The 14,261-nt window shown below is 45.4% G+C and carries 11 protein-coding genes; 2 read left to right on the top strand and 9 right to left on the bottom strand.

What is annotated here, in order from left to right:
* Window positions 1-37 precede the first annotated feature (37 nt).
* From PPM_RS10780 to PPM_RS10770, 3 genes are read right to left on the bottom strand one after another with little or no spacing between them, the layout of a single operon-like run.
* Complete coding sequence (locus PPM_RS10780) at window positions 38-1,684, bottom strand: extracellular solute-binding protein (protein ID WP_043885936.1); 1,647 nt, start codon at window positions 1,682-1,684, stop codon at window positions 38-40.
* 26 nt (window positions 1,685-1,710) lie between these two features.
* A complete protein-coding gene (locus tag PPM_RS10775; protein WP_013370871.1) occupies window positions 1,711-2,598 on the bottom strand; it encodes a carbohydrate ABC transporter permease in 888 nt (295 codons plus the stop codon).
* A gap of 14 nt (window positions 2,599-2,612) precedes the next feature.
* Window positions 2,613-3,605, bottom strand: coding sequence for an ABC transporter permease (locus PPM_RS10770; protein WP_013370870.1), 993 nt, complete (start codon window positions 3,603-3,605; stop codon window positions 2,613-2,615).
* Window positions 3,606-3,859: 254 nt separating this feature from the next.
* On the opposite strand from PPM_RS10770, the gene PPM_RS10765 reads away from it, so the two are divergent.
* Window positions 3,860-4,750 (top strand): hypothetical protein, encoded by an 891-nt coding sequence (locus PPM_RS10765; protein WP_013370869.1) that lies wholly within the window; start codon window positions 3,860-3,862, stop codon window positions 4,748-4,750.
* A gap of 167 nt (window positions 4,751-4,917) precedes the next feature.
* Here the strand turns inward: PPM_RS10765 and PPM_RS10760 are convergent, their stop codons facing one another.
* From PPM_RS10760 to PPM_RS10745, 4 genes are all read right to left on the bottom strand, one after another.
* Window positions 4,918-5,775: a hypothetical protein gene (locus PPM_RS10760; protein ID WP_013370868.1), complete on the bottom strand. Its 858-nt coding sequence runs from the start codon at window positions 5,773-5,775 to the stop codon at window positions 4,918-4,920.
* 177 nt (window positions 5,776-5,952) lie between these two features.
* Complete coding sequence (locus PPM_RS10755; protein WP_013370867.1) at window positions 5,953-6,399, bottom strand: GNAT family N-acetyltransferase; 447 nt, start codon at window positions 6,397-6,399, stop codon at window positions 5,953-5,955.
* 124 nt (window positions 6,400-6,523) lie between these two features.
* Window positions 6,524-8,023, bottom strand: a complete 1,500-nt coding sequence (locus tag PPM_RS10750; RefSeq protein ID WP_013370866.1) for a UxaA family hydrolase — start codon at window positions 8,021-8,023, stop codon at window positions 6,524-6,526.
* A gap of 17 nt (window positions 8,024-8,040) precedes the next feature.
* A complete protein-coding gene (locus PPM_RS10745) occupies window positions 8,041-9,534 on the bottom strand; it encodes a tagaturonate reductase (RefSeq protein ID WP_013370865.1) in 1,494 nt (497 codons plus the stop codon).
* A 314-nt stretch (window positions 9,535-9,848) separates the two neighbouring features.
* Here PPM_RS10745 and poxB point away from each other — a divergent pair, with 314 nt between their 5' ends.
* Window positions 9,849-11,573: a ubiquinone-dependent pyruvate dehydrogenase gene (gene poxB, locus PPM_RS10740; RefSeq protein ID WP_013370864.1), complete on the top strand. Its 1,725-nt coding sequence runs from the start codon at window positions 9,849-9,851 to the stop codon at window positions 11,571-11,573.
* Window positions 11,574-11,666: 93 nt separating this feature from the next.
* Here the strand turns inward: poxB and PPM_RS10735 are convergent, their stop codons facing one another.
* A complete protein-coding gene (locus PPM_RS10735) occupies window positions 11,667-12,671 on the bottom strand; it encodes a LacI family DNA-binding transcriptional regulator (RefSeq protein ID WP_013370863.1) in 1,005 nt (334 codons plus the stop codon).
* A gap of 87 nt (window positions 12,672-12,758) precedes the next feature.
* Window positions 12,759-14,159 (bottom strand): glycoside-pentoside-hexuronide (GPH):cation symporter, encoded by a 1,401-nt coding sequence (locus PPM_RS10730; protein WP_013370862.1) that lies wholly within the window; start codon window positions 14,157-14,159, stop codon window positions 12,759-12,761.
* Between the last annotated feature and the right edge of the window lie 102 nt (window positions 14,160-14,261).

Here is a 14,261-nt window from a genome sequence, read left to right as displayed (position 1 = left end):
CATCCTTAGCATTCAATAAATAAAGTATTGAACGAGATCATTTCGTGAACTGTTCCATTTTTTTGATGTTTTCCTCATAGGCTTTTTGCTGATAAGCCAATACCTTGTCATAGCCTGCTTTTTTGCGGTCTTCCAAAAAGCGGGCAAACAGCTGATCGAACTCCTCATCCGAGGAAGCCAGCAACAGCTTCGGTAATGCCTTGCCCCAAATTTTGTCTATCTGGCCTGACGCAATGCCTTCTGCCGAGGTTCCGGTCGGTTTGATATTTTCATATTGGGAGAAGCTGTGGGTCTTGCCTTTCGTCCAATCTTCCGGCTGCTTATACGGCTCGACGCTGGGCGGCGCCCACTGCAAACTCATATTTGTATCCATCAGCATCCAGAAGGTGGAGGAGGCGCCATACTTTTTGTCAAAAGCAGAGCGATCCTTGTTCAGCAGCTCCAGTACCTCTGGCTTGAAGGCTGGCTTACCGTTAACTGTATCCCACAACTTTCCCTGCTCCCCCAGATACAGATCACGGTTCCCTTCCTCACTAATCAGATAAGTCAGAAATTCAATAGCCCGCTCCTTGTCTTTCACATCCTTCGAAATAAGTGTCACTGTCCATCCGGAAATGCCTGGCCCAGCCAGCGTTGGCGGCTCTAGCTTACTGTTGGAAGGTCCATCCACTGCAATGTAGACGGAGTTGGGATCTTTCGCATGCAATGTCACCTGTTGTGTAGCAAAATCAGACCGCTGATATAGCATGGCAAAATACCGTCCCTGTGCCACCTTTTCTTCCATTTGCGGACGTTTGTCGATAAATACGTCCTTGGCGATCAGGCCCTGCTCATTGGCTTGGCGGAATGTTTTGAGCCAGCGAATGTACTCTTCGTCCGAACGACGGTCATACAGTTTTCCGCCCTTCTCGTGAGGAATGGCAAGAAAATTAAGTAAATAGTCTTCAAAAGAATAATTTCCGTTATCCGTAAATTCGTGGAACCCTATCGGGATCAGCGGCTGACCGTTCACCTCCGGAAATTTCTCTTTCGCCTTTTGAAGCGCTTTCAAAAATCCTTCCGGTGTTCTCATATCCGGCTTGCCAATCGCCTCGTACATATCCTTACGAACCATAAACGTTTGATTGGAGACAAAATTTTGGCCGTATTTTTGGTAATCCTGCGGTGAAGAGGACGCGTTAGGATACCCATATACATTCCCGTCTGTTTGACGATACCATGACATTTTAGCTGGGTCTGCCACTTTAATCAGATATGGATCATATTTCTCGGCCAACTTGTTAAGTGGGAGCACCATCTTGCCCTCGATCATTTTTTTGATTGCATCTTCTCCCCAACTGAGCGTGACAAAATCAGGCAGTTTGCCCGAGGCGAGCATGGTATTCAGTTTTTCATTTTCATTTCCTGCGGGTACGATAAAATTAACACTGACTCCAGTCTTTTGCGTCACATACTTCGAAGTCATATCCGTCCCCCACTTGTTCGGGAACCAGGAAAAATTCAAATACCAGTCAAACGTTATCGGCTCTGTATCCGCCTTCCAGCCCGGCGCATCTGCCGTAGCCTTTGTCTTCTCATCTTTCAATTCCGTGGCAGTGCCATTGCCACCGGACGTACATCCCACGAGCGGTCCTACCAGCAGAACAACAGCCAACAGCCCCTTTTGCCATTTACGAATGTTCATCATAAATCTCCCCCTTAGATGATGTGCTAGCCCTTAACCGAGCCAATCATTAGCCCTTTGACAAAATATTTTTGCAGGAATGGGTATACCAGCACAATCGGCAAAGTCGTTATGACCATCGTCGCCAGCTTGATCGATTGTGAAGTAACGGACTGGGCGACAATCCCGGGTGCGGCAGACATCATTTGATTAGAGCTGGATTGGGCAACAACCCGGTACAAATACGTCTGAATCGGCTGAAGATCCGTATTATTGATATAGATCATTCCTGTAAAATAATCGTTCCACTGGTACACCCCATGAAACAAGGCAATTGTCGCTACTACTGGCATGGATACAGGAAGCACAATCCGGCAAAAGATGCCGAAATCGTTGGCTCCGTCTATTTTCGCCGCTTCCTCCAGTGCATCCGGCAGTTCCCGAAAAAAAGCCATAAAAATAATAAGGTCGAAAAAGCTGAACATCGCAGGAATAATGTACACCCAAAAGCTGTCCAGTAGCCCGAGATCACGAATCAGCAAATACGTTGGAATCAAGCCCCCACCAAAAAACAGGGTAATGGTGCCGATCAGCATATACAGCTTGCGCCCGATCAGCTCTCTACGGGAATATGCATATGCAATCATGGCGGTAAAAAACACATGCACAATCGTGCCGATTAGCGTCTTGGCGACCGTTACTCCCATCGCAGTCATAATGCCGCTGTTGGCAAATACAGCCTGATAGCTGCTGAGACTAAAGAGTCTCGGCCACCAGTAAATGCCGCCTCGCATTGCGTCTGCCCCTTCGTTAAAGGAGTTCACCAGCACATACCACACGGGATATAACGTTACAAAACAAATGACCAGCATAAAAACGTTGTTAAATAAATCGAATATCGCTTCGCCTGCTGTTCTGCGTCGCAATAGCTGCATACATCCGTCCTCCTTCAAAATAGAGAGGTATTATTCATCCGTTTGGTTACAGAATTGGCTATCAGCAGCAAAATGAGAGCAAGAACCGATTTCAGCAATCCTACCGCAGTAGAATACGAAAAACGTCCCTGCTGAATGCCCACCTGATACACATAAATGTCAACTACATTACTTGCACTCTCATTCAGCGAGTTACGCAGGACAAGAATTTGATCAAAGTTGGAGTTCAATATGCCGCTAACCGCTAAAATAAACAAAATGGATATTGTACCCTTGATCGCAGGAAGTGTGACATACCACATTTTCTGAAACCGTCCTGCTCCATCAATGGTGGCCGCTTCGTACATGTCCGTAGATACGCCCGCCATTGCTGCCAAATAAATAATGGCTGACCATCCAAGCTCCTTCCAAATATCCGAGCTGACGACGATAGTCCAAAAATAGCCCGGCTCCGCTAAATAACTAATCGGCTGGTCGATCCAGCCCCAAGCTAGTAACAGTTGATTGATCAATCCGGTATCTGCCAGCCACGTGGTTAAAATCCCGCCAAGAATGACCCATGACAGAAAATGAGGAAGATACGAAATGGTCTGAATGGATTTTTTGAACCGCGTAGACCGGATTTCATTCAGAAACAAAGCAAATACAATAGGTAACGGGAACCCGATCGCCAGCTTGAGCAGACTAATACCCAGTGTATTTTTGACAATGTACCAGAAGTTATCATCCTCTAAGAAGGCGCGAAAATGCTCTAACCCCGCCCATGGTGCGCTTGATATAGTACCAATAATGTCAAAATGTTTGAAAGCAATCAAAATGCCGTACATCGGAATGTAATGGAAAATAATCATCCATACCACTCCAAGTAGTGCCATGGTCTGCAAATGTTTTTGCCCCCCCCATCTGCGGGCTAGTGACGTCCATCTCCCCGATCGAACCGATGGCTGTGGTTGTGGTTGTGGTTGTGGTTGTGGTTGTGGTTGTGGATTTTTCCATCCTGTACTCATACAGAAGACCTCCCTTCTCTATAATGTAAGCACTTACATTTATTATTTTAGGGGCTTTTGTTTCTAATGAGTAGTACTTGATTTTTTGATTTTGGTGTCTAAAGTTCAGGTGGAGATAGGACAATACGTAAAAAGTTTCTTCCAGCCTTTGGATTTTCTATATCTATTAATTCACAAAAAAAACTATCAGATGGTACGATAAGACTATATAGAATTCCAATCATTACCTATGACCTAGATCAGGAGGATTAAGAATGGAAGAATTGGTTCGTTCGATTCAGAAACAGGTTCGGATAAAAAGGTTTGCCTGCTGGGCAGGGCTCATCATGTTTGGCCTGTGTACTTTAGTTGGCATTGCAGCTGAGGAATGGTTTATGGCGCTTCTGGGACTCGCAATGACAGTCTTATCAATCTATGGATTAACCATGATGCGTGGTATGACGAAGTTTAATAAAGAGTATCGACCGGGAAAGGGATACGGTTATTATCGCCGTACGGCACAGCAAAAGCTGCGTTATTTGACTTGGGGACAATGGATACTCGGCGGCTTTATCGTCCTAATGTTCTTTATATATCACGTCCGTCTTAGTGCTTTTCTTATAGCTATCTTGGGGATCTTGACCATTCAGTTCAGTATCAAAAAACGAATTAAAAATCATCAGGAGCCTGACGTCACAGAGTTGGATGAGTTTGTACGAATGGGGATTGTTTCTCCGCATGAGCAGACTATTGGAGTGTATAAAGATTTCCTGCACCTTAGCCATACGTTTCAGGGCAACCAAATTGTTATCGTTACAGACAAACGGCTGATATCTGTGTTTGTAGAGGAACAAGGACGTGCGCTGAAAACGGAAATGCTGCTATCGAGTATAAACAAAATACGTGCAATCGGTACGGGTTTTCAGGGTCAAGGTTTATTGCTGTCTGTAAGCAACCGTGACCATAACGAGCTTCACATTCATATGGTCGGGAAAAGTATTTACTTTTCGCCAGAGCAATTCGTGGGCTCCTTGCTACGGGCACTGGACGCAGCGTTAAAGATTGGATCATACAGTACGGAAGAAACATTCCCCGTTTACCAACAGACAAGGATTTCATTGCATCCATTAGAACAAAGTTTGTTGCACAAGCCTACCACTGCCTAAATATTCCTCGCAAAAAAAACCAATAGCAAGCAAGCCCTGATCTTAATGAGCTTACTTGCTATTGGGTTAATTAAAACAACTAATTTTCTACCATTTTCCCTTATTAATGATTGGCTCCATGATAAAACACAGTGATGAGATCATGACTAGTAACAAACACCAGCAAACTAAACAGACTGAGCGATAGCGGCCGTGAAATCAATTTTTTCATCCTTTAACACTCCTTTCAGAATCGTTATATATTGGTCTTGCTGTGTTGCTGTAGCTTGGGATCTGAAAATCTCAAATATAGCAGTACATTTTCTAAACTCATGCTCATGTTCCATACCCAGGGTATCGGACAGCTTGAGAGATTGCAGAATATAGCCCAACGCAACCGTAAACTGTCGCAGCTTTATATAATAAAGAGCCAGCTGATAGCAGAAGCGAAAATAATAGGATACATTCACAGGCTCTTCAAAATATTTGAAATCTTCAATTTGTTCGGCAAATGATTCAAGCACACGCTCTAAAGGATAGTCGTGTCTGGCCGCTCCCTCAACAATGGAAAGAAGCCCCGGTAACAGTTCTTCTGGATTGTCACGAAGAAATTGAACGTATTCCTGCAATACCTCGGAACGACCCGATAAAATATCAAGAGCATATAAATTGGCTCTTGCAGCATGGCGATAATATTCCACTTCTGCTTCTCCATACGGATCGAGACCATTAAACCAGCCTAACTCTGCATATTTTTCAATGCAATCTCGAGCGGCCTCATACTTGCCTTGTTTTTGGAAGGCCATGCCTTTCATAAGATGACTGTAGCCGTAGTAGTAGACTAACGGCCGTTTGGTATGTATGGGTTGTATAGGTTTCTTGCACGCTTTGTAGAGCTGCAACTCCTGATACTTCTGGTTGACATGGGAATACAGCTGGTCGCATAAAGCGATCATATTGGTACTATCCATAAATGAAAAGGACAGCTTAATCATGTTAACAAGTGTGTCTAGATCTGTGATGTCGGAGTGAACAAGATCATCCACCCTCCCCACCTCCTTGTCCGACTTTTGTACTCATCAAACAAAACATGATCTATATTCCAACTAAAAATAACTTAATTACGTATTTATTGCGTAATTAAGTTATATCATAAAATCAGACATGTGGCAAGGAAATTATAATATATTCCAATTTTCAAAATGTAGATGCCTATAGAGCATTCATTTGTTCAGTTCCATATGAAGCAAAGGGAATGCCCGGCGTGATCCATCCAGCGCAGATCGTCCTGTTGGTACAAAGCCGTAATGTCTGTAGAAAGCATGCGCCTTCTCGTTTTGCTCATTCACATCCACTTTGAGGTGCGTCCCTTTTATTTTTTCAGCATGCTGGATGAGTCGGCTGCCTGTGCCCTGTCCGTGCCATTCAGGGTCGACAAACAGCATTTCTATTTTCTGCCCGTCCAGCCCGATAAACCCTATCGGCTCCTGAAGTACCGTACACTCCATCCAAACTTCAAGTTCTCTTAAAGCGCCGTTACTTATGATGTGATGGTAAAATTGAATGTCTTCTTCAGACAAAAATGTGTGCGTTTGGCGTACTGCCCGATGCCAAATATCTACGAGTTGATCATGATTTTCTTCCCGATAAGCAATAATTTTATGTTGCACTGTATTTCCCCCTTATGCGAATATCCATATAGTATATTTTGCAGTAAGTTTAACAGCGTATTTAGAAGTATTCAAACACAAAAAAGGAAGCGGATCCATCCGCCTCCTTTAGGTTACAACCCCTTTACAACGTAACGCCATTTTTGAAAATAGCAAGCTCCCTGAAATTGTTTTTCTCATTATTCACCCAGGTTCCGCTGGCTACATCGATAATGTAATCGACAAAGTTGCGTAGCGCCTCTTCCATACTGACATCCTCCACCAGTGAACCAGCGTTATAGTCAATCCAGTGAGGTTTAGCCTTATATAACGGCGAGTTGGTTGACACTTTCATTGTCGGAACGAAGGAGCCAAAAGGCGTGCCACGCCCGGTTGTGAATATGACGAGCTGACAGCCCGCTGCAGCAAGAGCTGAAGAAGCAACCAGATCATTCCCCGGCGCGCTGAGCAGATTAAGTCCCTTGGTCTTGAGACGCTCCCCGTACTGAATGACATCGGTGACCGTGGAAGACCCGGATTTTTGCGTACAGCCCAGTGATTTATCCTCCAGTGTCGTGATGCCCCCTGCTTTATTGCCTGGTGACGGATTTTCGTATACTGGCTGCTTATAATCCAGAAAATATTGTTTAAAATCGTTAATCAAATGTACGATCTTATCAAATACTTGCTCATCGGCAGCGCGTTCCATTAAAATCGTCTCCGCGCCGAACATTTCGGGCACCTCCGTCAGTACGGTCGTTCCACCCTGTGCTGCCATATAATCCGACAAACGCCCAAGCAGTGGATTGGCAGTAATACCCGACAGGCCGTCAGATCCACCGCATTTCAAGCCGATGTTCAGCTCAGACAAAGGTACAGGCTCCCGTCGATCTTCTTGCACGGCCGCAAATATTTCATGGAGCAGCTTTACCCCTTCCTCCACTTCATCCGACACCTCCTGGGAAAGCAAAAACTTCACCCGCTCCGAGTCGTATTCACCGATGGCTTCTTTGAATTCTTTCATTTCATTGTTCTCACAGCCCAAACCAAGTACCAGAACGCCACCCGCGTTTGCGTGTTTCACGGCATCAATCAAAATCGTGCGCGTATGTGCATGGTCGTCGCCCAATTGAGAGCATCCATAGTTATGCTTGAGCACAAGTGCATTTTCAAAAGGTGAGATATCTCCCACTTCCTGCTTAAAACGATTTAAAATGAGTTCGGCAATTCCATTCACACAGCCGACCGTCGGCACAATCCACAACTCATTGCGAATCCCTACACGACCGTCCTTTCGCCGAAATCCTTGGAACGTCCGACTCTCCTGTTCATATATATGAGGAGCTGGCTTAGGCTTGTAAGTATATTCCTCCACACCTGTCAGATTCGTTTTCGTATTATGCGTATGCACATGCTGACCTGCCTGAATGGGCTGAATGGCATGACCGATGGGATATCCGTATTTCAGGACATGCCCACCTTCAGGTATGTCCTGTAGCGCAATTTTGTGCCCACGCGCTACATCCTCGGCCAGCTCCACGCATTGTTCTTTTTGTGCTCCCCATGCCAGCGTTTCTCCCTGCTTGTAATCACGCAAAGCGACAGCCACGTTATCTTGATCATGAATTTGAATGAATTCCAGCATTCCAGTCTCCTCCTTGCTTATGCTCCGGGTACGCTGTTCCCGGTTAGAGAATCGAGCGTCTCCTTCATTCCTCTGCTTGTAATTTCATACACGTGCTGCGCTGTTTGTTCAGCCAGCCCTTCGACCTGATTCAGATCTTGCCCCCACCATGTCTGTTTGCTGAGTACCTGCTCAGTCAATTGCTTCGCTCCGGCGAGAGTTCCGTCATAGGTACTCCACAGTTCGCCAAATGTGCTCAATACTTCCGCTTCGTCTGCCAATGCAATCGACTCGCCATTTCTGTCTCCCCGGTAGAATACGAGTAAGGACGCCAGCGAAAATACGATTTTGGCAGGCAACGCCTTGTGCTGTGCCACATACTGGAGCAAGGATGGCAAGTTCCGTGTCTTGAACTTGGACACCGAATTCAATGCGATGCTCATGACATAATGACTTACATAGGGATTACGGAACCGTTCAATCACATCGTCGGCATATACATTCAATTCCGCTGCTGGCGAGTCCAGTGTCGGAATAATTTCCTCTCGAATCAATGACTGGATATATTCGCCCATAACATCATGCTCGACCGCTTGCCCTACCGTATCCAGGCCATATAAATAAGCTACAGGTGTAAGCGCCGTATGGGCCCCATTCAAAATGCGCACCTTTCGTGTACGATATGGTGCCATATCATCGACAATCAGTACATTCAATCCGGCCAAATGAGCAGGTAATTCTTCTTTAAGCCACTGTGGCCCTTCAATAACCCATAAATGATACTGTTCTCCCACAACAACCAAATCGTCCTTGTAACCCAATTCCGCTTGGATTTCATGAATCCGGTCTTTGGGATAACCAGGTACAATCCGATCCACCAAACTGTTGCAGAACGTATTTGCTTCCTCTATCCATACAATAAACTCAGCCCCAAGCTCCCATTGGTTCGCATATTTCAGCACGATTTCCTTGAGAGCGTCTCCATTACGGTCGATGAGTTCGCACGGAATAATGACCAGTCCCTTGCTTTGATCGCCCTCAAAAAATTGAAAGCGCTTGTACAGAAAGGCGGTCAGCTTGCCTGGAAAGCTTTTTTGCGGGCGATCTTCCAATTGATCCTCAGGTGCATAAGCGATTCCTGCTTCCGTCGTGTTCGAAACAATAAAGCGCAGCTCTGGCTTTTGGGATAACGCTTCATACTCCAAAAATTCCGGACCGTAAGGATTAATTCCACGGGTGACACACTCCACAACGGTATGTTCCTTCATGGCCTGCCCATCCTTAATTCCTTCAAGGATAACCGTATAAAGACCATCCTGCACGTTAAGTTTCTCCACAAGACCTCCTGGCTGCGGTTGTACAATCACAACCCCTGTATTCCATTCTGCCAGCTTATTCATTTTGTCAAATTGCCAGTCTACAAAAGCACGCAGGAAGTTCCCTTCCCCGAATTGTAGTACCCTCTCGCGATGCGGTTCTGTAATGATAAAGCTTTTTCTGTTTAATTGGTCTAATTCATCTACTTGTTTCATCCGGAGTAGCCTCCCACTAGTACCATAATGATTTCACCGTTATTTTATCATAATGCACACGTTAACAAAATAGTTTTATCAATATTTTTAGTTTTAAAAAATAATAATGACAATAATATGAACACGTTAACATATACGTTTATATAAAAATCTGCAAGTATATTGTCCTTCATGTGTTGTTTCGCACCTGTTCCAAGGCGGTTAAGGCTAACTATTACCCTCTCCCGAGACCTTGTTCATATATACATTTCAGCAGAATAGACGCAAGAAAGCACGGGTAGGATAACACTACTTACTAGGCAGGAGGAGCATCTATGAAGACAATCGCGGATACTATTGTACAAGTTTTGGTCAATGCAGGGGTCAAGCGAATCTATGGCATCGTTGGAGATTCATTAAATAATATGGTTGATTCCATTCGCAGCAATGGTCAAATTGAATGGATTCATGTAAGGCACGAAGAAGTGGCTGCCTTTGCAGCCGGAGCAGATGCTGATCTTAGTGGCAGTATTGCCGTATGTGCCGGTAGTAGCGGCCCCGGAAATCTGCATCTGATTAACGGTTTATATGATTGTCACCGAAATCGGGTGCCTGTACTCGCTATTGCGGCTCATATTCCAAGTGATGAAATCGGAAGTGAATATTTTCAGGCTACGCACCCCGAGCATCTTTTTGGAGAATGCAGTCACTTTTGTGAGGTAATTACGTCACCGCGTCAAATTCCAAGAACAGTGACCATGGCTATTCAGGAGGCAGTTTCACGTTCAGGTGTTTCCGTCATTGTTCTTCCCGGTGATGTAGCAGCTTTGGAAGCGGAAAAGGTACCCACCCCTGAACATGTCTATCACCCCACAGCACCTGTCGTCCATCCGTCCGCTTCTGAAATTTCCCGGCTGGCCGAATATTTGAATAACGGTAAACGAATTACGCTGCTATGTGGCGCTGGATGTGCTCAATCTCACGACTTGCTTATGCAGCTGTGTGACAAGCTAAAATCTCCCATGGTATCCGCTCTGCGAGGCAAGGAATATCTGGAATATGACAACCCTTATTATGCTGGATTGACGGGACTGATCGGGTATTCTTCCGGGTACCATGCCTTGATGGATTGTGACGTTCTGCTCATGCTTGGAACAGACTTTCCTTATAGACAATTTTATCCTGAAGATGCGATTGTCCTACAGGTAGATATAGAGCCGTCCCATCTCGGCAGACGCACTCCGTTGACGTATGGTTTATGCGGAGATGTAAAAGCAACGTTGGAAATGCTGCTTCCTCATTTAACGTCAGAGCATGATTCCAAGCATTTGGAAAAAACCGTCTCTCATTATGCCAAGGTACGCCAGGAGCTGGACGATCTGGCGGTTGGTAAGCCAGGTCATATGCCGATCCATCCGCAATATCTCGCCAAAGTTATCAGTGATACCGCCGAGGAAAATGCTATTTTCACTTGTGATGTCGGTACTCCCACAGTATGGGCAGCGCGTTATTTACAAATGAACGGTCAGCGCCGACTTCTCGGTTCCTTCAATCATGGTACGATGGCAAATGCACTGCCGCAGGCAATCGGTGCGCAGGCCACTGAGCCTGACCGACAGGTGATTGCCCTCTCAGGCGATGGCGGACTTACGATGCTGATGGGCGACCTGCTCACCCTAAAACAGCATCAACTGCCTGTAAAAGTTATTGTTTTCAACAATGGCGCTCTTGGCTTTGTCGAGTTGGAAATGAAAGCAGCCGGATTTCTGGAAAACGGAACTGAACTGGTTAACCCTGATTTTGGTACTGTAGCGCAAGCCATGGGACTCAAGGGCATTCGGGTTGAAGATCCTACGATGTTGGAGGATGCCATTCAGCAAGCATTGGCTCATGACGGCCCTGTTGTGGTAGATGTGGTGGTGAACCGTCAGGAGCTGTCCATGCCACCTAAAATTAATCTTAAGCAAGCAGAAGGCTTTACACTGTGGATGATGAAAGCCGTGCTGAACGGACGCGGAGACGAGATTGTTGAACTGGCTAAAACCAATCTCTTTCGTTAAATACATGACGAAGCAGTGCTCATTTTAACAAAAAAGAGGCAGGAACAGTGCTTGAGCTTGAGCATTGTTCCTGCCTCTTTTACATAACAAAACTCAGCGTGGTCTGTCTGCCGTCGATTTCCGCTTCATGAGCCTGGTTTCCATAAATATAAGCTCGCCCTCATTGGACGGTGACTGAATTCGTTCCAGAATGCAAGCGGCTCCGCGCTCGCTAATCTGCTCAATCGGTCTTTTGACCGTCGTTAATGGTGGAGTCGTATACATCGAGAAACCAATATCGTCAAAACCAATGACAGAGATATCCTCTGGTACTTTCAAGCCGTTTTCAAATACCGCATTCATCGCACCAATAGCCATATCATCGTTAGAGCAAAACACCGCTGTCGGTGGTTCTTTCAAGGCAAGCAGCTGCTTCATTGCCAGACTTCCGCTTTCAGTATCATAGTGACCCTGCACGATATATTCGTGTCGGATTGGCTTACCACGATCAATTAATGCATTCATGAAACCCTCGCGGCGTTGCTGGGTCGATTTGAAGCCTTCTACCCCCTCGATGATCGCAATGCGTTCATGCCCGCTTTCAATGAGAAAGGAAACAGCTTCATAGGAGCCTTCCTTATCATTAGAAATCACATTTACAATCCCGGCCCCGGACACCTGCCGGTTCAGTACAACTAGCGGGATGCCTTGACCTAGTACATGATAAATAAAAGGGTTGTCCGCTTCGCTTTGGCTCATCAGAATGATGCCATCAAAACGCTTGCGATGAATAGCAGAAAAATCAGCGTAATCGTCAATTCCTCGCACAAACAGATTGTAATCCACCCCGATGACGTTATTAACTCCACGGATGGTATCCGCAAAAAAGCTGGAGCTGGTGCCTTCAGAAATACTGGTGAAAAACAGGCCGATCGTATGCGAGCGCTGGAGAACCAGGCTTTTAGCATTGTAATTTGGAATGTAATTGAGTTGCTCTGCCAACTCCATAATTTTGCGTTTCGTATCTTCTTTAATCAGCGGGCTGTTATTGAGCGCCCGGGAGACGGTTGTATGGGAAACATTAGCCAGTTTGGCAATGTCTTTAATAGTAGCTGCCATATACGTATCCTTTCCTTAGTGAGGCTCTAAAAAAATTATATACCCACCATACCACAGGAGCCGCCCGGAAAAGAAGACTTTCACAAATTATACGCGGTTGTCCGCATGTCGACGCTGTAATTCTTGAACCATTTCTGCATGTCTGCTGTCCGTCAGCTTGTACATTTTACCGATTACCAGCATGGCCAAAGCCAAGGCAACAGCCGGATAAAGACAAAGCAAGGCTTTGATTCCAAGCAGCGTTCCAGAGGATTGAACCACATTCGGTACATACCCGACAAGCGCCAGTCCAATACCCGATAGAAAGCCAGACAAGGATTGAGCCAATTTACGTGAAAAGTTAAATAAGGAGTAGGTAATCCCTTCCTTGCGCTCCCCGGATGACCATTCGCCGTAATCAATAATATCGGACACAAATGCCCAGGTAACCCCGTTGGGAATACTAATACCAATGAACGAAATACTCGCCAGAATTGTGAAAATATATACGTTGGAAGGCATCAAAAAATTAATGGAATCGGCTATGACGCTAACCAGCATTCCCAAGATGGCTGTTTTTCGTTTACCAAAGCGCCGCACCAGTTTGGGCAGGAACAATACACCCAGCAGTGACGAACCGATAATAATAAAATTCATATACGCCATTAATTCTACATGCCCCAAATTATATTCGGCAAAATAGATCAACAGTGCGGACTTGATATTGTAAGCGGAAATGGTGAAAATCGTCATTAAAACGAGTACCAGCAAGGGTTTATTATTCGTAAAGGTATGCACAATCACGCCTAAAGATAGCTTCTCTTTTGGCCCGGACTGGCTAATAATACGTTCTTTCGTTCCACGGTAACATATGATGAAAGCGATCACACCAATGAATGACATAATTCCCATGACCACCGGATAGCCGACATGATGGTTAGGAAACAATAAAATAAGCGGCATGACCACGACACTGGTTACGAATAATGCGCCTAGTGATCCTGCCTGACGGAAAGATGACAACGAAGCACGTTGCTGAGTATCCTGCGTAATGGCAGCACCCAGCGAGCCGTATGGAATATTAACAATAGAGTAGCCGATCCCCCAGATCATATAGGACGCGTAGGCGTAAATGAGTTTGCCTGTGGGTGAAATATTCGGCGAAATAAAGGTAAGAATCGTAAGAATTGCAAGGATAACGCTTCCAACGATAAGAAAAGGTCTAAATTTTCCACGTGTACCGATATGTTTGCGATAATCAACAAAGGACCCGACAATAGGATCACAGACGGCGGCAAACAGCTTGCTGACCAAGAAAATGCCTGCGGCGGCTCCAGCAGAGACCCCTGCTACATCCGTAAAAAATTTCAGCAAATACAGCTGCCCCAAATCAAACATGAATCCGTTTCCAAAGTCACCCATACCATACGAAATCTTTTCTTTCAGGCTAATATGCTCACCTGTCTTGTTGTCAGTTTGGACGCTCTCCTGCACGATAGGCACTCCCATACCTACACACTCCTCTATACTTGTAATTATTTTCACATATTCATTGATATCTACTTTGTTTTTCAATGGCTCTTGCCGGGAGTTTGGTACAAGCTCCTAGCA

It is taken from the genome of Paenibacillus polymyxa M1 (assembly GCF_000237325.1).
In the GTDB taxonomy this organism is placed as follows: domain Bacteria; phylum Bacillota; class Bacilli; order Paenibacillales; family Paenibacillaceae; genus Paenibacillus; species Paenibacillus polymyxa_C.
Note: the sequence above shows the minus strand (reverse complement) of the source record. Positions and strands in the feature narration are given on the sequence as shown.

Bases quoted from the DNA above. Each gene is read 5' to 3' on its own strand.
- PPM_RS10780 (WP_043885936.1), bottom strand. From the start codon at position 1,684: ATGAACATTCGTAAATGGCAAAAGGGGCTGTTGGCTGTTGTTCTGCTG.
- PPM_RS10775 (WP_013370871.1), bottom strand. From the start codon at position 2,598: ATGCAGCTATTGCGACGCAGAACAGCAGGCGAAGCGATATTCGATTTA.
- PPM_RS10770 (WP_013370870.1), bottom strand. From the start codon at position 3,605: ATGAGTACAGGATGGAAAAATCCACAACCACAACCACAACCACAACCA.
- PPM_RS10765 (WP_013370869.1), top strand. From the start codon at position 3,860: ATGGAAGAATTGGTTCGTTCGATTCAGAAACAGGTTCGGATAAAAAGG.
- PPM_RS10750 (WP_013370866.1), bottom strand. From the start codon at position 8,023: ATGCTGGAATTCATTCAAATTCATGATCAAGATAACGTGGCTGTCGCT.
- PPM_RS10745 (WP_013370865.1), bottom strand. From the start codon at position 9,534: ATGAAACAAGTAGATGAATTAGACCAATTAAACAGAAAAAGCTTTATC.
- poxB (WP_013370864.1), top strand. From the start codon at position 9,849: ATGAAGACAATCGCGGATACTATTGTACAAGTTTTGGTCAATGCAGGG.
- PPM_RS10735 (WP_013370863.1), bottom strand. From the start codon at position 12,671: ATGGCAGCTACTATTAAAGACATTGCCAAACTGGCTAATGTTTCCCAT.
- PPM_RS10730 (WP_013370862.1), bottom strand. From the start codon at position 14,159: ATGGGAGTGCCTATCGTGCAGGAGAGCGTCCAAACTGACAACAAGACA.